We start from the raw sequence: 19,862 nt of genomic DNA, 5'->3' as shown, positions 1-19,862 counted from the left end.
ATCAGCCAGGGTGGTTGAGGCTGCGCAGGGTCATCAGGCCGGCCAGCGGCCAGTCGCCCTCCAGCTCGGCCAGGCTGGCCGTGCTCAACGGCGCCGGTTGCTGGGCATGACCGTGCTCGAGCAGACCAACCAGGTTGCCCACCAGAGGTTGGTGGCTGACCAGCAGGACATGCTCGAGCCCCAGGCGCTCGATCTCGCCGATAGCCTGCTGCACGTCACTCTCTGGCGTCAGCCAGGGCACGGTACGCACCGGCTCGGCAAAACCGAGGGCGCCGTGCACCAGGGCGGCGGTCTGCTGGGCGCGCACGTAGGGGCTGGCAATGATTGCCTGCAACGGCTGGCCCAGCAGGTGCGCGGCGCTGCGCAACACCTGCTCGCGACCGTGGGCGGTCAGGCGCCGCTCGGCGTCGCTGTTGGCCCGTGGCTCGGCCTCGCCGTGGCGCAACACCCAGAGCTTCACAGCTTGGGCTCCTCATCACGCACCGGGTGTGGCGCCGGGGCCACGGCGTGGGGCGCCTCGCCTTCCGGGGGGCGCGGGGTCGGCCAGTCGGCGAACGGCCAGGGTTTCTGGTCGCTGTGGAAGGTGCCGAAACGGCCGATCTGTGCCAGGTACTGGCTCAGGCTGTCGCCGAAGTTCATCAGGCTGGCGCTGGGCGCGCCGTAGATCAGGCGGTAGATCAGTTGCACCAGCACCAGGCCGCCAAGCAGCAGCTCGGCCAGTTGCCAGGCCACCAGGAACACCAGCATCCACAGCACGCGCAGGATGATCGACTCGCGCTGGGCGCGCTCCGGGGTATCGTTCATACGTTTCTCCCTCAGTTGAAACCGCTGGTGGAAATGAAATCGACATCGGTCTTCGGCTCGGCGCGCATCAGGTGCTCAATCACCTGGTTGAGCGTGCGGCCCTCGAACAGGATCGCGTGCAGGCCCGCCACCAGCGGCATGTACACACCCACTTCCTGGGCCTTGGCCTTGAGCACCTTGAGAGTGTTGACACCTTCTGCAACTTCACCCAGTCGGCTGACCGCCTGCTCGAGGCTCAGGCCCTGGCCCAGCGCATGGCCGACCTGGTAGTTGCGGCTCTTCGGCGAGGAGCAGGTGACGATCAGGTCACCGACCCCGGCCAGCCCGAGGAAGGTCATGGGGTTGGCGCCCTGGCTCACGGCAAAGCGAGTCATCTCGGCCAGGGCCCGGGTAATCAGCATGCTCTTGGTGTTCTCGCCCATCCCCAGGGCCACGGCCATGCCGGCGATGATGGCGTAGACGTTCTTCAGCGCGCCGCCCAGCTCGACGCCGAAGCGATCGCTGCTGGCGTAGACACGGAACGTGCGGCCATGCAGCACGGCCTGCACCTGCTGGCACAGCGCTTCGTCCTCGCTGGCGACCACGGTGGCGGTCAACGCATGCTCGGCAATCTCGCGGGCCAGGTTGGGGCCTGACAGCACGCCGATGCGTGCCAGGGGGGCGATCTCTTCGAGGATCTGGCTCATCAGCTTGAAGGTGTTCGCCTCGATGCCCTTGGTCAGGCTGACCAGGCCCTTGCCGCGCAGCAGCTCGGCGTGGGGTGCCAGCACGCTGCGCAAGGCGCTGGAGGGCAAGGCGACGAAGATCAACGCGCTGCCCTGCAGGGTGGCGAGCAGGTCGTTGACCGGTTCGACGCCGTCATGCAGGTGGATGCCCTTGAGGTAACGCGGATTCTCGCGGTCGATGCGCATTGCCTCGGCTTGCGCCGGGTCGCGCATCCACTGCCGTACCGGATGGCCGTTCTGTGCCAAAAGGTTCGCCACGGCGGTGCCGAAGCTGCCGCCTCCAAGAACTGCAACAGGTTGCTGTTCAGTCATATCCAATCCGTTAACCAATAAAGTAAGTGGCGACGTGCGCATTATACGGCGCGCATGCGCCAGAGCCAGTGGCAGTACCCACCCATTGGCAGGGCGGGCCTGTCATGGTGTCGCGGTCACTGGCAAAAGCCGCACGGTCGGTTAACATGCCTGATTCATTTCTGAAACAAGGCCGTTTCGTGTTCCCTGGCACGCCCCCGTACCCCCGCCTGCTGTTGCTGACTGCCCTGCTGGGCGGCCCGGCCGTGGCCGATGACCTGTTCATCGACAACCAGGACTTGCCGCAGGTTCTGACCGCCACGCGCCTGAAACAATCCCCGGCGGCGGTCCCGGGCAGCATGACCGTGCTCGACAACGAGCTGATCCGTGCCAGCGGTGCCCGCGACATCCCCGAGCTGCTGCGCCTGGTGCCGGGCATGATGATCGGCTACGGCGCCGGCAACCAGCCGACGGTCAACTACCACGGCAGCAACGTCAGCGATGCCCGACGCATGCAGGTGCTGATCGATGGCCGCTCGGTGTACCGCGCGGGGCTGGCCACGGTGGACTGGAGCGACATCCCCGTGGCCATCGAGGATATCGAGCGCATCGAGGTGTTCCGCGGCCCGAACACCGTCAGCTACGGCGCCAACGCGCTGATGGCGGTGGTCAACATCCTCACCCGCAACCCGGCCGACAGCCATGGCTCGCGGGTCAAGCTGACCCGCGGCCAGGACGGCATCAACGACTACTACGCAAGCCAAGGCTTCGGCTGGGACAGCGGCGACCTGCGCCTGTCGCTCTCCGGCCAGCAAGACGACGGCTTCGACCAGGACCAGTTCGGCCGCGACTACCGCGACAGCCGCCGCGCCAACCGCATCAACATCAATGCCGTGCATACCCTGGCGCCTGACCAGACCCTGGAATGGCAACTGGCGGCCAAGGAAGGCAGCAACCAGCGCCCCTACACCTACCAGCCGGTGTTCGGCAACTACCGGGCTGGCGACAACGCCGACGTCAACGCCAAGGATTACGCCGGCTCCGTGCGCTGGAACCTCGATATCAACCCCGAGCACAGCCTGTATGTGCAGGGCTCGGCGCAGCACTTCGACCGCCAGCAGGTGTGGCGCGCCTGCGATGCGGCAATTGCCTTCAGCCCCGAGCTGACACGCCTGTGGCAGCTCGACCCGAACTTCGCCGAGAAGGTCGCCCGCAACCTGTACACCGGCAACCTGCCCAGCACCAGCGATCCCGTGCTCGGCTCGCTGATGGGCCAGGTGCAGGGCCAGTGGGCCAGCGGTGGCAGCAACACGATCTGCGGCGACGTCGACCAGAGCACCCGCGAAACCCGCTATGACCTGGAAATCCAGGACACCCTGAGCCTCACCGACAGCCTGCGCCTGGTCAGCGGCATGAACTACCGCTACGACCGCGCCGACTCGCAGACCTACTTCAACGGCAGCATCGACGACCAGACCTGGCGCCTGTTCGGCCAGCTCGAATGGCGCGCCGACGAGCACTGGATCCTCCAGGGCGGCGCCATGTACGAACACTCGCAGCTGTCGGGCAACTCGCTGACCCCGCGTGTGGCGGTGAACTACCTGATCACCCCTCGCCATGGCTTGCGCGCGGTGTATTCCGAGGCCATTCGCTCGCCGGACATGTTCGAGAACAACGTCAACTGGAGCTACACGGTCAAGAACCTCTCGCCCAACCTATACGGGCTGCAGAACGGCGAGTATTTCGTCAAGACCCGCGGCCCCGGCAACCTCGACCAGGAACGCATGCGTTCGCGAGAACTCGGCTACAACGGCGCCTTCAGCGACATCGACCTGAACGTCGACGTGAAACTGTTCTACGACGAAATCACCGGCATGATCAGCGAGCCTTTGAAGAACAACCAGTTCATCGCCAGCAACGCCAACAAGGCCCGTTTCAGCGGCAGCGAGGCGCAGTTCGACTGGCGCGCCACCCAGCGCGACCGCCTGCGCCTGACCTATGCCTATGTCGACGCCTGGGCAAGCAACCCGGCCGATCGCCGCCTGAGCGCCCGCAACAGCGGCTCGGCCGGCTGGCTGCGCGATTGGGGCGAGGGCTGGTCCAGCGCCCTCTTCTATTACGGCGACGATGCCCTCAACCAGTACCGCTACGAGCGGGTCGACCTGCGCGTGGCCAAGCGCTTCAAGATCCACGGCAGCAACCTGGAACTGGCCGCGCTGTGGCAGCAGCGCCTGGATGACGAACCGGTCACCCTCGAGCAGAACCGCTATGACAGCCGCCACCGCCTGAGCGTCAGCGCGGAGCTGGAGTTCTGATGGTGCGCCTGCTGCGCCTGCTGCTGTTGTGCCTGTGGCCCCTGGGATCGCTGTCGGCCAGCGAGATCCTGCTGGTCGGCGGCGAAGACCAGCCCGGCATCCGCAGCTTCGTCACAGCCCTGGAAAAGCGCAGGCCCCACGACCAGGTGCGGTTCCAGACCGTCGAGCAGTTGCCTGGTCCGGGCAAGCTCAAGGCCGACACCCGCCTGGTGCTGCTCGACATCCCGGCCCTGGAATGGCGCCTGACGGAGGCAACCGGGCCATCGGCACTGGCGCTGCGCATCAGCCGGGTCCAGGCCGAGCAACGCCTGGGCGTGTCGCGCCCCGCCTACCTCACCTTGCTGTGGAGCGACCCGCCCCTGGCCCGGCAACTGCGCCTGACCCGCTACCTGCTACCGCAGGCGCGGCGCATCGGCGTGCTGTATGGCGAACACAGCCGCTTCCTGCTCGACGAGCTGCGCCAGGTCGCCCGCCCGCTGGGCCTGGAGATCGTCGCCCAGGACTGGCCCGATGTGCGCGACAGCCGCCCCTTGCAGCAGTTGCTGAACAACAGTGATGTGCTGCTGGGGCTGGACGACCCCGAGCTGTACAACTCCAAGTCGGCCAAGAACGTGCTGCTCAGCAGCTATGGCCGGCAGATGGCGCTGATCGGCCCGAACGTCGGTTTCGTCCGCGCCGGCGCCCTGGCCAGCACCTACAGCGACCAGGACGATTGGCTGGCGGTGCTCGAGCAGTTGCTCGACCTGCCACCGGCGCGCTGGCCGCGCAGCCTCTACCCCACGCACTTTGGTGTCAGCGGCAACCAGCAGGTGGCCCGCGCCCTGGGCCTGGAAGCGATCGACCCGGACGCCGCCGCCCTGGCCCTTGCCGAAGGAGCCCCCACCCCATGAGCAAGCGCCTGAGCTGGGACATCCACACCCGCACCCAGATCATCAGCCTGGGCCCCGCCCTGTTGCTGACCCTGCTGCTGATCAGCTTCTTTACCTTCGTACGCATCCAGGACTTGCGCCAGGAGCTCAACCACACCGGGCAGCTGATCGCCAACCAGCTGGCGCCGGCCTCCGAGTACGGGGTGATTTCGGGCAACAACGAGGTGCTCGAGAGCCTGATGCGCGCCACCTTGAGCATTCCCCATGTGCGTTTTCTCGAGGTGCAGGACAGCCGCAACCATATCCTGGTGTACGTCGAGCAGCCCGATGAAAGCCTCAGTCGCGCCCAGCGGGTCGAGGTGTTCCAGGCGCCGATCCGTTTGCAGCAGATCCGCCTGGACAACGACTTCCTGCAGGGCAAGCCCCCGCCGCCGAACATCGGCGACGACTACCTCGGGCGAGTGATCGTCGGCATGTCCGACGATGCCTTCAGCCAGCGCCAGCAGGAGATCGTGATCAAGGCTGCGATCCTCGCGCTGTTCGCCCTGCTGTTCACCTTCCTGCTGGCCCGCCGCCTGGCCACCAGCCTGTCCAGGCCGATCAGCGAGATGGGCCATGCTGTCCGCGCCATCCAGCAGGGCGACTTCAACGCACCCTTGCCGGTGGTCGACGACAGCGAGCTGGGCCATCTGGCCCGGCACATCAACAACTTGGCCAGCGCCCTCGACCAGGCCGCCCATGAACAACAACAGGCCATGGGCCAGCTGATCCAGGCCCGCGAAGAGGCCGAGCAGGCCAACCGCGCAAAATCCGACTTCCTGGCAATGATGAGCCACGAGCTGCGCACGCCCATGAACGGTGTGCTGGGCATGCTGCAGTTGCTCGAAACCACCGAACTGACGGGCGAGCAGGCCGAATACACCGCAGTGGCCAGCGAATCCACCGGGCATCTGCTCAAGGTGATCAACGATATCCTCGATTTCTCGCGGATCGAGCGCACCACCCTCGAGCTTGAGCACATCGATTTCAACCTCGGCGACCTGATCACCAGTAGCGTGCAGTCGTTCCAGCACACCGCCCAGCAGCGCAACCTCGACCTGCGCCTGCAACTGCCCCCCGGCATGCACCAACTGCAGGTGGTGGGCGACCCGACGCGGATCCGCCAGATCCTGCTCAACCTGGTGGGCAATGCGCTGAAATTCACCGAGCGTGGCGAAGTGGCGATCGAGGCGCGCTGGCAAGTGCTCGACCGCCAGCTGATCTGGCTGACCTGCACCGTGCGCGACACCGGCATCGGCATCGACAGCAACCGCCTGGAAATGATGTTCGTGGCCTTCCAGCAGGCCGACAACACCATCTCCCGCCGCTACGGCGGCACCGGCCTGGGCCTGTCGATCGCCCGTACCCTGGCCGAACGCATGGGTGGCCAGTTGCGCGGCGAGAGCCGTGAAGGGCTGGGTTCGACCTTCACCCTGGAAATGCCGCTGGCACTGGCCAGCACACCCAGCGCCCTGCCCGGTGTCGCAACACAGGACCAGGCAGCGACTGAAGGCGGCGGGCGGATCCTGCTGGTGGAGGACAACCCGGTCAACCAGAGCGTCATCGAGGCCATGCTGCGCAGCCTTGGCTTCGAGGTCAGCCTGGCCATGGATGGCGCCCAGGCAATCGAACTGGTCGGCCAGCAACGGTTCGCCGCGGTGCTGATGGATTGCCGCCTGCCCCAGGTGGACGGTTACGAGGCGACCCGCCGCATCCGCCTGCTGCCGCAGGCCGAAGGATTGCCGATCATCGCCCTGACCGCCAGCGCGTTGCAGGGCGACCGCGAACGCTGTCTGGCCGCCGGGATGAACGATTACCTGAGCAAGCCGTTCAAACGTACCGACCTGCAGCGCATCCTGCGCCGCTGGTTGCCCGGTCAGACAGTTGCGACTGGCGATAAATGCTAAAGTGCGGCAGTCTTAAGGACTGGACAGGACCGCCTCAGGGCCGGAAAATAACATTTCAGTGCACACCTGTACTTCTTTTGCCAGGTGCGCTGTGACTTTCACCACAACGCAATAGTCTACCTGTAGGCTGCCGCCTCGGATGCAAAGCGCTTCGGGCCGGCCGGGAAGATTCGTCCCCTGCCACAGGGGGTTATTGAGGAGCTCGCATGACCAAACAAAACGCCTTTACTCGGGAAGACCTGCTGCGCTGCAGTCGCGGTGAGCTGTTCGGCCCCGGTAATGCGCAACTGCCCGCCCCGAACATGCTGATGGTCGATCGCATCACCCACATCAGCGAGGAAGGCGGCAAGTTCGGCAAAGGTGAATTGGTCGCCGAGCTGGATATCAATCCAGACCTGTGGTTCTTCGCCTGCCACTTCGAAGGCGACCCGGTGATGCCAGGCTGCCTGGGCCTCGATGCCATGTGGCAGCTGGTCGGCTTCTTCCTCGGCTGGCAGGGCCTGCCGGGCCGTGGCCGTGCGCTGGGTTCGGGCGAAGTGAAATTCTTCGGCCAGGTACTACCCACCGCCAAGAAAGTCACCTACAACATTCACATCAAGCGCGTCCTCAAGGGCAAGCTGAACATGGCCATCGCCGATGGCTCGGTCAGCGTCGACGGGCGCGAGATCTACACCGCCGAAGGCCTGCGGGTCGGCGTGTTCACCTCCACTGACAATTTCTAAGGGTTATTCGCATGCGCCGCGTCGTTATCACTGGTCTGGGCATTGTTTCGTGCCTGGGCAATGACAAAGAGACCGTCACCGAAAACCTGCGCAACAGCCGTCCGGGTATCCGTTACAACCCGGAATACAAGGAAATGGGGCTGCGTAGCCAGGTTTCCGGTTCCATCGACCTGAACCTCGAAGAGCTGATCGACCGCAAGGTCTACCGCTTCGTCGGCCATGCCGCGGCCTACGCCTACCTGGCGATGCAGGACGCGATCAAGGATTCCGGCCTGAGCGAAGAGCAGATCTCCAGCCCGCGCACCGGCCTGGTTGCCGGCTCCGGCGGCGCTTCCACCCTGAACCAGATGGAAGCCCTGGACACCCTTCGCGAGAAAGGCGTCAAGCGCGTCGGCCCCTACCGCGTCACCCGCACCATGGGCAGCACCGTGTCGGCGTGCCTGGCCACCCCGTTCAAGATCAAGGGCATCAACTACTCGATCTCGTCGGCCTGCGCCACCTCCGCACACTGCATCGGCACCGCCATGGAGCAGATCCAGTGGGGCAAGCAGGACATCGTCTTCGCCGGCGGCGGTGAAGAAGAGCACTGGAGCCAGTCGTTCCTGTTCGATGCCATGGGCGCCCTGTCGACCAAGCGCAACGAAACCCCCGAGCTGGCCTCGCGCGCCTACGATGCCGACCGTGACGGCTTCGTCATCGCCGGCGGCGGCGGCATGGTCGTGGTCGAAGAACTCGAGCACGCCCTGGCCCGTGGCGCCAAGATCTACGCCGAGATCGTCGGCTACGGCGCGACCTCCGATGGCTACGACATGGTCGCCCCGAGCGGCGAAGGCGCAATCCGCTGCATGCAGCAGGCGCTGTCCACCGTCGACACCCCAATCGACTACCTGAACACCCACGGCACCTCCACCCCGGTCGGCGACGTCGCCGAGATGAAGGGCGTGCGTGAAGTGTTCGGCGACAAGGCACCGAAGATCAGCTCGACCAAGAGCCTGTCGGGTCACTCGCTGGGCGCCGCAGGCGTGCACGAGGCGATCTACTGCCTGCTGATGATGGAAAACAACTTCATCGCCGGCTCGGCCAACATCGACGAGCTGGATCCGGAAGTCGCGGACCTGCCGATCGTACGCAAGACCGAAGACGCCAAGCTCACCACCGTGATGAGCAACAGCTTCGGCTTCGGCGGCACCAACGCCACCCTGGTGCTCAAGCGCTGGGAAGGCAAGTGATCGGCTGACACGCTGAACGAGAACGCCCGGACCTTGGTCCGGGCGTTTTTGTTTGTGCCCCGCGAGGGGGCTTACACCGAGAAGCGCTGCACCAGGGTATTGAGGTCCACCGCCAGCCGCGACAGGGCCTGGCTCGCTGCAGACGTCTCCTCGGCCCCCGCCGACGACTGATGCGCCAGGTCGCGGATGGTGGTCAGGTTACGGTCCACCTCCCGCGCCACCTGGGCCTGCTGCTCCGAGGCACTGGCGATCACCAGGTTGCGTTCGTTGATCTGGCCGATGGCCGCGGCGATCGCCTCCAGCGCCTGGCCCGCGGCATGGGCACCGTCGAGGGTCGAACGGGCCTGGGCATCGCTATGCTGCATGCCCTGCACGGCTCGCTCGGCACCGCTGCGGATGGCCACGATCATCTGCTCGATCTCCTGGGTCGAACTCTGCGTACGGTGGGCAAGCGCCCGCACCTCGTCGGCGACCACGGCGAACCCGCGCCCGGCCTCGCCGGCCCGCGCCGCCTCGATGGCCGCGTTGAGCGCCAGCAGATTGGTCTGCTCGGCGATCGAGCCGATCACATCCAGCACCTTGCTGATGTCGTGTACCTGCTGGGCCAATTGCCCGACCTCCTCGGCATTGCCTGCCACGCCAGTGGCCAACGCCTCGATGGCGGTAACCGTGGCTCGCACCTGTTCGCGCCCGCGCCGAGCGATCTGGTCGGACTCGCGGGAGGCCTCGGAGGTGGCCACCGCATTGCTCGCCACCTCCTCCACCGCCGCCGTCATCTGATTGACCGCCGTGGCGGCCTGCTCGATTTCCATGCTCTGCTGCTGCAGCCCACGGGTGGCGTCTTCGGTGACCGCGCTCAGCTCCTCGGAGGCCGAAGCCAGCTGGCTGGCCGAGTCGGAGATCCGCCCGATGGTCTCGCGCAAACTCAGTTGCATGCTCTTGAGCGCCGCCAGCAGGCGCGCCGGCTCGTCATCACCTTGCACGGTGATCTGCGGGGTCAGGTCGCCGGTGGCGACTGTCTCGGCGACCTTCAGCGACTGGCCGAGCGGCCGCACGATGCTGCGGGTCAAGGCCAGGGCGAGCACCACGGTGAGGCTCAGGGCGATCACCAGCAACACGCCGACCCATACCTTCGCGCCGTTGTACACGGCCTCGGCCAGGTCGGTGGCTGAGTTGGCCTGATGATTGTTCAGTTCGATCAGCTCGTTGAGGGTCGCCGTCATCTGGTCGGCCAACTGGTTCATCTCGCCGTTGACCAGCGCCGCCGCTGCCTGGACATGCCCATCGGTGGCCTGTTGCACCACCTGCCCCTGCAGGGCCATGTATTGACGCTCAAGGCCCTGGTAGCGGTCGAACAGCGTCCGCTCCTCAGGAAGCACGATCAAGGCATCGTAGTGACTCTGAGCCTTGCTCAGGCCACCCTTGACCTCGTCGATGCGGGCACGGTTCTGTTGCTGGGCGACCGGGTCGGTGTTGACCAGCAGGCGCAGCGTCAGGGCGCGGATGCGCAGCATGTCCTGGGTCATGCGGCCTACCGAGATCACGCTCGGCAGCCAGTTGTTGTCGACCTGCTCGGACTGCTGGCGCATGTTGGTCATCTGCTGCAGCGCGAAGCCGCCCAGCGCCACTACCAGCAGCGCCATGATGCCGAAGCCAAGGCCGGCGCGCGGCGCGATGTTCAAGCGTCTCAGGCTCATTTCCAGGATCCCTCCCAAGCGTGACATTCCGTTGCTTAAAAAAGGTATCGGGCCATCTGGAAATTGCGTAAGACGAAAAGGCGATATCAAAACGCTATCCGTGCATGAAACTCGCTATTTCGCGCTTTTTGGCAGCAGTTCGACAAAATTCCTCCGGCTCACCCGCTCTGCCACCGCTTCGGGCAAGGCATCGAGGAATGGATTGAACGCGTGCATCTGCTCGCCGATGCTGCCGAAGCGCCCCACCACATCGGACCCGAGCATGAAGCGCTCGGGAAAGCGCACGACCAGGTCGACCCAGGCCTTGCGTGGCACGCCCTGCTCATCCAGCAGGTAGGGCTCGAGCACGCTCCAGGACAAGTCCACGTACAGGTTTGGATAGTCCTCGAGCAATCGGGTGAGCACCGGCAGGAGAAAGTCCATGCGTTCCTGGTGCCGGTGAATCTCCATGCTGCTGCCGGCATGGGCCCAGATGAAGCGGGTATGCGGGTGGTTACGCAACGGCTCTTCGATTTCCGCCAGGTACAGCGGGTTGCGCTCGCGCTTGGAGGTGATGTTCGAATGCAGCAGCACCGGCAGGTCGCGTTCGGCAGCCAGGTGGTAGATGCGGGTCATGGCTTCGTTGTTGGCCCGCGGCGTGTCGCCACTGGTCAGGGCGGTGAGGTCGTCATGGCGGGTAAACACCTCGCCGATACCCTGCCACAGCCCCGGATAGAGCTCGAGCATGCGCTCGATATGGCTGACGGCATTCTTGTCCACCGGGTTGAAACCGGTAAGAAACGGGTGGAAGCGCCTGCGCTGCTCGGCGGGCAGCTTTTCCAGCGCGGCAGCGACGTACAGGTCGGTGGCGCTGTACCAGTAGGCATCGGCATCGTCGCCGGCGTAGTAGCGCGGGCGCTTGGGTTCGTCCTCGTGCCATTTCTTCGCCACCGGGATGCCGGAGATCATCGACTGCTCCACCCCGGCCTCGTCCATGGCCTTGAGCAAGGCCGGCATGCCTTCGGTTTCCTGGAAGAAATCCACGTAGTGCAGATGCGCGTCGCTGTAGCGGTAGTCGCGGGCTTGCGCAGTGTCGAACAGACTTGCGCTCAACAGCAGGCAGGCCAATGTGCGGGCGATCATCTCAGGCTCCTTTGCCGGTACCGCAAGAGTAGACCGGGCAGCGCTCGCGACGGTTCAGCCACGGACGGCAAAACGCTATGCTTGCAGGCATCCCTCAAGGAGTGTCGCCATGAGCAGCCCCCTGGTCATCCGCCCACGCGCCGAATCGGTCGAGGGCCAGCCGATCCTGCGCCCGCTGCCCTCGGCGCAGTGCCGCAGCGTAGGCCCTTTCGTGTTCTTCGACCATATGCTTGAAACCGACTACGCGCCGGGTCATGGCATGGACATTCGCCAGCACCCGCATATTGGCCTGTCCACCCTCACCTACCTGTTCGAGGGTGAAATCCAGCACAAGGACAGCCTCGGCTCGGACCAACGCGTGCGCCCGGGGGACGTCAGCTGGATGACCGCCGGAGCGGGCGTGGCGCATGTCGAGCGCACGCCGGCCGAGGTGTTCGAGCGCGGCTCGCGGCTGCACGGGCTGCAGGTCTGGCTGGCCTCGCCGAAGTTCGATGAGCAGGGCCCGGCAAGCTACAGCCATCATCCGGCGGCCAGCCTGCCGGCCAGTGACAGCCTCGGCGTGCGGATCCGCATGATCGCCGGCACAGGTTTCTGCCTGGCCTCACCGGTACCGGTGCTCTCCCCCACGCTCTACGCCCATGTGCACATGCAGGCGGCCACCACCCTGATCGTGCCGACGGAACACGTGCAGCGCGCGCTGTATCTGCTCGAAGGCGAGTTGATGCTGGATGACAACGAAGTCGAGCCATGCAGCCTGATCGTGCTGCCCGAGGGCGAAGAGGTGGTGTTGTATGCCGAGCAAACGTGCCAGCTGGTGCTGATCGGCGGCGCGCCGCTGGATGGGCCGCGGCGGATGAACTGGAACTTCGTGGCCAGTGATCCGGGATTGATAGAACAAGCCCGGGCGCGCTGGGCGGCCGGGGATTGGCCAGTGGTGCCGGGAGAAAGCGAACGGATCGAATTGCCGCGTTAACGGGGGCCGCTTCGCGACCCATCGCCGGCAAGCCGGCTCCCACAGGGATTTGCATTGCTTCTGTGGGAGCCGGCTTGCCGGCGATGGGCCTGCGCAGCAGGCCCCTGAGCCTTCAGCCTGCAAACACTTCCTTCAGCAAGTTATGCATCGAGCGGAATGCCCGCTCCGAGGTGCGCCGGTCATACTGCATCTTGCCCGGCACATTGGCGTTCGGATCAGTGAACGAGTGCACTGCCCCGCCATAGCTGAGCAACTGCCAGTCAACCTTGGCAGCATTCATCTCTTCTTCGAAGGCTGGCAGCTGCTCCCTTGGCACCAGTGGATCGGAGGCACCATGCAGCACCAGCACCGAACCCTTGATGCGCTTGGCATCCTCGGGGTTCGGGGTATCCAGCGTGCCGTGGAACGACACCGCCGCCCTCAGATCGGCGCCGGTGCGGGCAAGTTCCAGGGCACAGCAGCCGCCGAAGCAGAAACCGAACGTCGCGACCTTTCCTGGCTCGAGCAGCGCCTTGGACTGCCCCAGCAATTGCGCCAGCGCTTCGTGCATGCGCTTGCGCAGTTCGGCGCGGTCGTTCTTCAGCGGCATCATCGCCGTACCGGCTTCGTCAGCATTGGACGGCCGCACCGACTGGCCATACAAGTCGGCAATCAGCACTACATAGCCTTGCTCGGCCACTTCCTTGGCGATACGTTCGGCGCCCTCGCCGATACCCATCCAGTTCGGCGCCATCACCAGGCCCGGCTGCGGCAGCGCGCCCGGGGCGTAGACCAGGCGGCTTTCGTAAGCCTTGCCTGACAGGTGATAAACCAACGACTCGACGATGACCTTGCTCATTCAGCTCTCCTTGGGCGTTCACGGGTCAGGACAGGATAGATGTATTCGTGGCAACGGCAGACATGAAAAAGCCCGCCGAAGCGGGCTTTTCTTGCCTCAGGTCAAGCCGACAGCTCGACCAGCAGCTTGTTGAGACGGCGTACGTAGGCCGCCGGATCCTTCAAGCTGTCACCGGCCGCCAGGGCCGCCTGGTCGAACAGGATGTGCGAAAGCTCGGCGAAGCGGTCTTCGCTCTGCTCGCCATCGAGCTTCTCGATCAGCGGGTGGCTCGGGTTGAACTCGAAGATCGGCTTGGACTCCGGCACCTTCTGCCCGCTGGCCTCGAGGATCTGGCGCATCTGCAGGCCCAGGTCCTGTTCGCCGATGGCGAGGATCGCCGGCGAGTCGGTCAGGCGGTGCGAGACACGCACCTCGGCAACGCTGTCACCCAGCGCGCCCTTGAGACGCTCGACCAGGCCTTCCTTGTCCTTGGCGACTTCTTCCTGGGCCTTCTTGTCCTCTTCGGAGTCCAGCTTGCCCAGGTCCAGGTCGCCGCGGGCGACGTCGACGAAGGCCTTGCCGTCGAACTCGTTGAGGTAGCTCATCAGCCACTCGTCGATGCGGTCGGTCAGCAGCAGCACTTCGATGCCTTTCTTGCGGAAGACTTCCAGGTGCGGGCTGTTCTTGACCTGGGCGTAGGATTCGCCGGTCAGGAAGTAGATCTTGTCCTGGCCTTCCTTGGCGCGGGCCAGGTAGTCGGCCAGGGCGACGCTCTGCTCGCCGCTGTCGTCATGGGTGGAGGCGAAGCGCAGCAGGCTGGCGATCTTCTCCTTGTTGGCAAAGTCTTCGGCCGGGCCTTCTTTCAGCACCTGGCCGAAGTTTTTCCAGAAGCCCTTGTACTGCTCGGGTTCGTTCTTCGCCAGTTTCTCCAGCATGTCCAGCACGCGCTTGGTCAGCGCGGTCTTCATCGAGTCGATGATCGGGTCTTTCTGCAGGATCTCGCGGGAAACGTTCAGCGACAGGTCGTTGGAGTCGACCACGCCCTTGATGAAGCGCAGGTACAGCGGCAGGAACGACTCTGCCTGGTCCATGATGAACACGCGCTGCACGTACAGTTTCAGGCCGCGTGGCGCTTCGCGCTGGTACAGGTCGAACGGCGCGCGGGCCGGCACGTACAGCAGCGAGTTGTACTCGAGCTTGCCTTCGACCTTGTTGTGGCTCCAGGCCAGCGGGTTCTCGAAGTCATGGCCGATGTGCTTGTAGAACTCCTGGTACTCCTCGTCCTTCACCTCGGTGCGCGAACGGGTCCACAGGGCGCTGGCGCGGTTGACGGTTTCCCATTCCTGCTCCGGCTTTTCCTCGCCTTCGGCGGCCTCGGCCTGCTCCTTGGGCAGCTCGATCGGCAGGGCGATGTGGTCGGAGTACTTCTTGACCACGTTGCGCAGGCGCCAGCCATCAGCGAATTCATCCTCGCCCTTCTTCAGGTGCAGGACGATGCGGGTACCACGCTGCGGCTTGTCGACGGTGGCGACTTCGAACTCGCCCTCGCCTTTCGACGACCAGTGCACGCCCTCGGCGGCCGGCAGGCCGGCGCGACGGCTGAACACGTCGACCTTGTCGGCAACAATGAACGCGGAGTAGAAGCCCACGCCGAACTGACCGATCAGGTGCGAGTCCTTCTTCTGGTCGCCGGTGAGGTTCTTCATGAAGTCGGCGGTGCCGGACTTGGCGATGGTACCCAGGTGCGCGATCACGTCTTCGCGGCTCATGCCGATGCCGTTGTCCTCGAGGGTCACGGTGTTGGCGGCCTTGTCGAAGCTGACGCGGATCTTCAGGTCGGCGTCGCCTTCGAGCAGCTCAGGCTTGGCCAGGGCCTCGAAGCGCAGCTTGTCGGCGGCGTCGGAGGCGTTGGAGATCAGCTCGCGCAGGAAGATCTCCTTGTTCGAATACAGGGAATGGATCATGAGGTGCAGCAGTTGCTTTACCTCGGTCTGAAAGCCCAGGGTTTCTTTTTGAGTCTCCACACTCATGGTCTTCAAAACTCCAATCTGTTGGTTGGTGACGCCTGGCGGCCAGCGGGCCGTTTTTGATGGCGGATGTCCAGCAGATGGGGGCAGCCCTGACTATTTCAAGGGCTTTTCGGGTTCAATCTTGAAATGCGCGCGCGCCGTAGCGATCGGGGTGTCGCGATCGCCCTGCCAGGCGGTAATGGCGACGTTGGTCACCCGCCGCCCCTGGCGCCACAGCTGGCACTGGGCGTAGGTATCGCGATAAAGGCCGGCACGCAGGTAATCGATGGAAAAATCGATGATCTTCGGAATGCTCGCGCTTTCGCTGTAGATCAGCAGGTAGAGCGCCGCGGACAGCTCCATGAACCCGGCGATCACGCCGCCATGGATCGCCGGCAGCAACGGGTTGCCGATATTGTCCGGATTGGCCGGTAGACGGAACAGCAGGTCTTCGCCCTGGCGCTCGCATTCGATACCGATCAATCCGGCATAGGGGATCAACGCCAGCAAGGGCTGGTAATCACCCCGGGCGTGGGCCTGGTTCAGCTGCTGGCGGATATCGCTGGGGATCACGTGCGGCGCTCCTTGAGGCTGTTACCGAAGCGGATGCCGCCTTTGACGTCCTGCCCCAGGCGCATGAAGGTGCCGACTACCTGGCAGATCGGTTGCGTGGGGTCGTCCTGGTAGGCCGTACCCCGGGTGAAGATGACATCGCGGGTCACCCGGTAGCACTGGGCATGGCCAAAGATATCCTTGCCCGCCTCGGCCGGGTGCATGTAGTCGATGCGCAGGTCCAAGGTCGGGCATACCTCGAAGCTGGGCAGCGCGCAGAGGGTGGCCATGCCGCAGGTGGTGTCCATCAGCGTGGTCAGCACACCACCGTGCACCGCGCCATTCTGCGGATTGCCGACAATGGCCGGCGACCAGGGCAGCACCAGGGTCATGCCATCGGCGTCGGCATGCTGCACCCGCATCTGTAATACCTGGCAATGTTTCAATGCCGACAGAAAGCGCTCGGCCATCGCCATCAATGGAGTCTCGTTCATTGTCCGCCGCCGCATAAAATGGGTAAAAAGTCTATATAGGCCGGGCAGTTATATATCTGTAACCTGCGTTGAACTTATTCGCCGGCAGCGTACTCGAAGGAACATACAAAGTTATTCCACCCAGGAGAAACACCCCATGCGTAAACCTTTTGCTTTTGCTCTGATGCTGGCCGCTGCCATGGGCCTGGCTGCTTGCGATAAAGCGAGCGAAGACAAAGCCCAGGACGCACAGCAACATGCCGAGCAAGCCCAAGAGAAGATGGGCGAAGCTCAGGATAAGATGAACGACGCCGCCAAGGAAAACGCCGAAGCCGCCAAAGATCAGGCCGAAGCGCAGCAGAAGGCCGCCGAGGAAGCCGCGCCTTCCACTCCAGCGCCGGCCACTGCACCTGCCGAGCCTGCCAAGCAGTAATCTCGTGACATAAAAAACCCGACACTGTCGGGTTTTTTTATGCCTGTCATTTAACGCTGAAAGGCTTCAGCCTGCACTTTCGGAAGTGTCCCTGCTCGCCTCTACCGGTGCACTTTCGGTGTGCGTGAACACCATCACTTCCAGTACATGGGAGTGGAACTCACGGCGATACAGGATGAACACCACGCCCACGCTCATGGCCATGAACAGCCAGGGGCTGATGAACCAGCTCAACATGGCCATGCCGAAGTAATACGAGCGCAACCCCAGGTTGAACTGGTTGGCGGCCAGCGACAGCACCCGCGCCGCCCGGGAGGCGAAAGCCTTGCGTTCGAGTTCGTTGACCTGACGTTCGCCTATCATCGGCGCCGAGCCCACCAACACTGCGGCGAAGTTGTATTGACGCATGCACCAGCTGAAAGTGAAGAACGCATAGACGAACACCGTCGCCAGGCACAGCAGCTTGATTTCCGACATGCCTTGGGACGCCTGCTGCACCAGCGGCAGGTCGGCCAGCAGCGACAATGCGCGGTCGGACGCACCGAGCACGGTGAGGATGCCGGCAAGAATGATCAGGGTGCTGGAGGCGAAGAACGATGCATTGCGCTCCAGGTTGCCGATCACGCTGGCATCGGCAATGCGGTTGTCGCGCAGCAGCATGCGGCGCATCCAATCCTCGCGGTAAAGGTGCAACACGCTGGCCAGGCACGCAGTGTCGCGCCCCTTCCAGGTGGCATAGCGGGTGTAGCCGCCCCAGCAGATGGCGAACCAGCAGACGGCCAGGAGGTTGCCCAGGTTGTTTTGGATGAAGGTCATGCAGGAATCCCTTTAAAGAGAAACAGACCGGTTTTCGACGCCCGGATTCGTTAAAAGACACGTGTCTGGCGTTCAGTTTTTGCCTGCACTGACCTCATCGCCGGCAAGCCGGCTCCCACAAGGGATCACTGCCCCCTCTGTGGGAGCCGGCTTGGCGGCGATGAGGCCAGGACAGAAAGACGGTAATAAAAAACCCCGCACCTGTTCAGATGCGGGGTTCGGTTTGCCACCCTTGGCTGGCGCCCTTCGGCTTGTGGCCGGCACCAACACCGGGTTCAATCCGTTACGTTAGGCCAGCGCCTCGCGCGGCTTGCCCAGCATGCGGTCGCAGACCACGGCGACCGCCAGGGTCACCACCGATGGCACCAGCCAGGCCATGCCTTCGTTGCTGAACGGCAGGTGCGCCAGGGCGTCCGGCAGTACGTGGGCGAAGCTGCTGCCCTTGATGGCGTCGACAACGCCGAACACCAGCGACACCAGCATGACCGGCGCCAGGATGCGGGTTGGCGAGTTCCACAGGTCCTTCACGAAGCTCAGGCCCACGACCACGATGCACGGCGGGTAGATCGCCGTCAGCACGGGAATCGAGAACATGATCAGCTTGGTCAGGCCCAGGTTGGAGATCACCAGCGAGAAACCAGCCAGGATCACCACCAGGGCACGGTACGACAGCGGCAGGATCTGGCTGAAGTATTCGGCACAGGCGCAGGTCAGACCCACGGCGGTGACCAAGCAGGCCAGTGCAATCAGTACCGCCAGGAAACCACTGCCCAGCGAACCGAAGGTGTGCTGCACATAGGCATGCAATACCATCGCACCGTTGGTGGCATCGGCTGCGATGTCATGGCTGCCCGCGCCGAGGCGGAACAGGCTGACATACACCAGGACCAGGCCCAGGCCGGCAATCAGGCCCGCAATGATGGCATAGCGGGTGATCAGCTTCGGCGACTCGACGCCACGCGAACGGATGGCATTGACGATGACGATACCGAAGACCAGTGCCCCCAGCGTGTCCATGGTCAGGTAACCATCGGAGAAACCTTTGGAGAACGCAGCGGCGGCGTAGGCAGGCTGGGCTTCACCGATGGTGCCGGCCGGCAATGCGAACGCAGCGATGCCCAGCACAGCCAGGGCGATGATCTTCAACGGCGCGAGGAAACGCCCTACGGTGTCGAGCAGCTTGCCCGGGTACATGGACACGGCCAGGACCACGGCGAAGTACACCACGCTGTAGATGAGCAGAGCCAGCGGGCTTTCACCGGTCAGCGGCGCCACGCCTACTTCGAACGACACGGTCGCGGTACGCGGGGTGGCGAACAGCGGGCCGACCGAGAGGTAGCACACCGCCGCCAGCAGGCCGCCGAAGAACTTGCCGATCGGGCTGCTCAGGGCGTCCATGCCGCCACCGACCTTGGCCAGGGCGATCACGGTGATGACCGGCAGGCCCACGGCGGTGACCAGGAAGCCGAGTGCGGCCATCCATACGTTCGGACCAGACTGCAGGCCGACGATAGGCGGGAAGATGATGTTGCCGGCGCCTACGAAAAGCGCAAACGTCATAAAGCCAAGCGCCAGGATATCCTGGCCTTTTAACACTTTCATTTAAGGAAATACCACACTGCTGAAATCGGGAGTCGGAGGGGATTTCCCATAGGATGAAGGGAAATGCTGCCCGGCTTGGTGAGCCAGACCCGTTTAGCGTGTCGTTCCCTTTTGGGGTACGGGCACAGAGTGAACGCGTAGCCTACCTGTTTTGCCTGACAAACGCACTGGCACAGTGCTGCTTGTCCGATGTGCGTATGTGTTTGTCGTCTTGTTGAACGTGTTCGGCGACAATTTATTGCGTATTCAAACGAATGTCTGGTTGAAAATCCTGATAGCGGTGATTGAATCTTCCGATACCGCTGAATCCTTTGTAGGAGCGGCTTTAGCCGCGATCACCCGCAAAGCGGGTGCCATACCTCGCGGTGCCTGCATCGCGGCTAAAGCCGCTCCTACAGTTCACTTCGCGACAGATTACGCCGCCGCCAAAACGACAAAGGCCACCCGAAGGTGGCCTTTGTGCGCGT

Annotated in this window: 18 protein-coding genes; 7 read left to right on the top strand and 11 right to left on the bottom strand. The window is 64.0% G+C overall.

Annotated features, from left to right (window positions below; genetic code table 11):
- Position 1: 1 nt before the first annotated feature.
- The 3 genes from sixA to CCOS191_RS08325 are packed head-to-tail and all read right to left on the bottom strand — an operon-like array spanning position 2 to position 1,841.
- Positions 2-460 (bottom strand): phosphohistidine phosphatase SixA, encoded by a 459-nt coding sequence (sixA, locus tag CCOS191_RS08335; RefSeq protein ID WP_046854782.1) that lies wholly within the window; start codon positions 458-460, stop codon positions 2-4.
- Positions 457-804 (bottom strand): DUF4389 domain-containing protein, encoded by a 348-nt coding sequence (locus tag CCOS191_RS08330; RefSeq protein WP_046854781.1) that lies wholly within the window; start codon positions 802-804, stop codon positions 457-459. The genes sixA and CCOS191_RS08330 overlap by 4 nt, the downstream gene beginning before the upstream one ends.
- A gap of 11 nt (positions 805-815) precedes the next feature.
- A complete protein-coding gene (locus tag CCOS191_RS08325) occupies positions 816-1,841 on the bottom strand; it encodes an NAD(P)H-dependent glycerol-3-phosphate dehydrogenase (RefSeq protein ID WP_046854780.1) in 1,026 nt (341 codons plus the stop codon).
- Positions 1,842-1,987: 146 nt separating this feature from the next.
- On the opposite strand from CCOS191_RS08325, the gene CCOS191_RS08320 reads away from it, so the two are divergent.
- From CCOS191_RS08320 to fabB, 5 genes are all read left to right on the top strand, one after another.
- Positions 1,988-4,135 (top strand): TonB-dependent receptor plug domain-containing protein, encoded by a 2,148-nt coding sequence (locus CCOS191_RS08320; protein WP_172670880.1) that lies wholly within the window; start codon positions 1,988-1,990, stop codon positions 4,133-4,135.
- Entirely contained in the window at positions 4,135-5,025 is an 891-nt protein-coding gene (locus tag CCOS191_RS08315; RefSeq protein WP_046854779.1) for an ABC transporter substrate-binding protein, read from the top strand. The genes CCOS191_RS08320 and CCOS191_RS08315 overlap by 1 nt, the downstream gene beginning before the upstream one ends.
- Complete coding sequence (locus CCOS191_RS08310) at positions 5,022-6,950, top strand: ATP-binding protein (protein WP_046854778.1); 1,929 nt, start codon at positions 5,022-5,024, stop codon at positions 6,948-6,950. The genes CCOS191_RS08315 and CCOS191_RS08310 overlap by 4 nt, the downstream gene beginning before the upstream one ends.
- Before the next feature lie 206 nt (positions 6,951-7,156).
- Complete coding sequence (fabA, locus tag CCOS191_RS08305; protein ID WP_023631260.1) at positions 7,157-7,672, top strand: 3-hydroxyacyl-[acyl-carrier-protein] dehydratase FabA; 516 nt, start codon at positions 7,157-7,159, stop codon at positions 7,670-7,672.
- An 11-nt stretch (positions 7,673-7,683) separates the two neighbouring features.
- Entirely contained in the window at positions 7,684-8,901 is a 1,218-nt protein-coding gene (gene fabB, locus CCOS191_RS08300) for a beta-ketoacyl-ACP synthase I (protein ID WP_046854777.1), read from the top strand.
- A gap of 71 nt (positions 8,902-8,972) precedes the next feature.
- On the opposite strand, the gene CCOS191_RS08295 is transcribed toward fabB, so the two are convergent.
- Both CCOS191_RS08295 and CCOS191_RS08290 read right to left on the bottom strand, forming a co-directional pair.
- Positions 8,973-10,598: a methyl-accepting chemotaxis protein gene (locus tag CCOS191_RS08295; protein ID WP_046854776.1), complete on the bottom strand. Its 1,626-nt coding sequence runs from the start codon at positions 10,596-10,598 to the stop codon at positions 8,973-8,975.
- Between the two features lie 114 nt (positions 10,599-10,712).
- On the bottom strand, positions 10,713-11,720 hold the full coding sequence (locus tag CCOS191_RS08290) for an amidohydrolase family protein (RefSeq protein WP_046854775.1): 1,008 nt from the start codon (positions 11,718-11,720) through the stop codon (positions 10,713-10,715).
- A gap of 109 nt (positions 11,721-11,829) precedes the next feature.
- Here CCOS191_RS08290 and CCOS191_RS08285 point away from each other — a divergent pair, with 109 nt between their 5' ends.
- Positions 11,830-12,693 carry a pirin family protein gene (locus tag CCOS191_RS08285; RefSeq protein ID WP_046854774.1) on the top strand — a complete coding sequence of 288 codons (864 nt, stop codon included), beginning with the start codon at positions 11,830-11,832 and terminating at the stop codon, positions 12,691-12,693.
- 112 nt (positions 12,694-12,805) lie between these two features.
- Here CCOS191_RS08285 and CCOS191_RS08280 read toward each other — a convergent pair whose 3' ends face one another.
- The 4 genes from CCOS191_RS08280 to CCOS191_RS08265 all read right to left on the bottom strand — a co-directional run bounded on the left by CCOS191_RS08280 (position 12,806) and on the right by CCOS191_RS08265 (position 16,565).
- Positions 12,806-13,531, bottom strand: a complete 726-nt coding sequence (locus tag CCOS191_RS08280) for a dienelactone hydrolase family protein (RefSeq protein ID WP_046854773.1) — start codon at positions 13,529-13,531, stop codon at positions 12,806-12,808.
- 101 nt (positions 13,532-13,632) lie between these two features.
- Positions 13,633-15,540, bottom strand: a complete 1,908-nt coding sequence (gene htpG / locus CCOS191_RS08275; RefSeq protein ID WP_046854772.1) for a molecular chaperone HtpG — start codon at positions 15,538-15,540, stop codon at positions 13,633-13,635.
- A 93-nt stretch (positions 15,541-15,633) separates the two neighbouring features.
- Positions 15,634-16,092: a PaaI family thioesterase gene (locus CCOS191_RS08270; RefSeq protein ID WP_023629623.1), complete on the bottom strand. Its 459-nt coding sequence runs from the start codon at positions 16,090-16,092 to the stop codon at positions 15,634-15,636.
- Positions 16,089-16,565, bottom strand: a complete 477-nt coding sequence (locus CCOS191_RS08265) for a PaaI family thioesterase (protein ID WP_046854771.1) — start codon at positions 16,563-16,565, stop codon at positions 16,089-16,091. The genes CCOS191_RS08270 and CCOS191_RS08265 overlap by 4 nt, the downstream gene beginning before the upstream one ends.
- 136 nt (positions 16,566-16,701) lie before the next feature.
- Between CCOS191_RS08265 and CCOS191_RS08260 the strand changes: the two genes are divergently transcribed.
- Positions 16,702-16,977, top strand: coding sequence for a hypothetical protein (locus CCOS191_RS08260; protein WP_046854770.1), 276 nt, complete (start codon positions 16,702-16,704; stop codon positions 16,975-16,977).
- A gap of 66 nt (positions 16,978-17,043) precedes the next feature.
- On the opposite strand, the gene CCOS191_RS08255 is transcribed toward CCOS191_RS08260, so the two are convergent.
- Together CCOS191_RS08255 and brnQ are read right to left on the bottom strand one after the other, a co-directional pair.
- Positions 17,044-17,793: a DUF599 domain-containing protein gene (locus CCOS191_RS08255; RefSeq protein ID WP_046854769.1), complete on the bottom strand. Its 750-nt coding sequence runs from the start codon at positions 17,791-17,793 to the stop codon at positions 17,044-17,046.
- Positions 17,794-18,081: 288 nt separating this feature from the next.
- Positions 18,082-19,395, bottom strand: a complete 1,314-nt coding sequence (gene brnQ, locus CCOS191_RS08250; protein ID WP_046854768.1) for a branched-chain amino acid transport system II carrier protein — start codon at positions 19,393-19,395, stop codon at positions 18,082-18,084.
- Between the last annotated feature and the right edge of the window lie 467 nt (positions 19,396-19,862).

Origin of the sequence: Pseudomonas sp. CCOS 191 (assembly GCF_001007005.1) — a bacterium.
GTDB lineage: Bacteria > Pseudomonadota > Gammaproteobacteria > Pseudomonadales > Pseudomonadaceae > Aquipseudomonas > Aquipseudomonas soli.
This window is presented reverse-complemented; position numbering and strand designations above follow the sequence as displayed.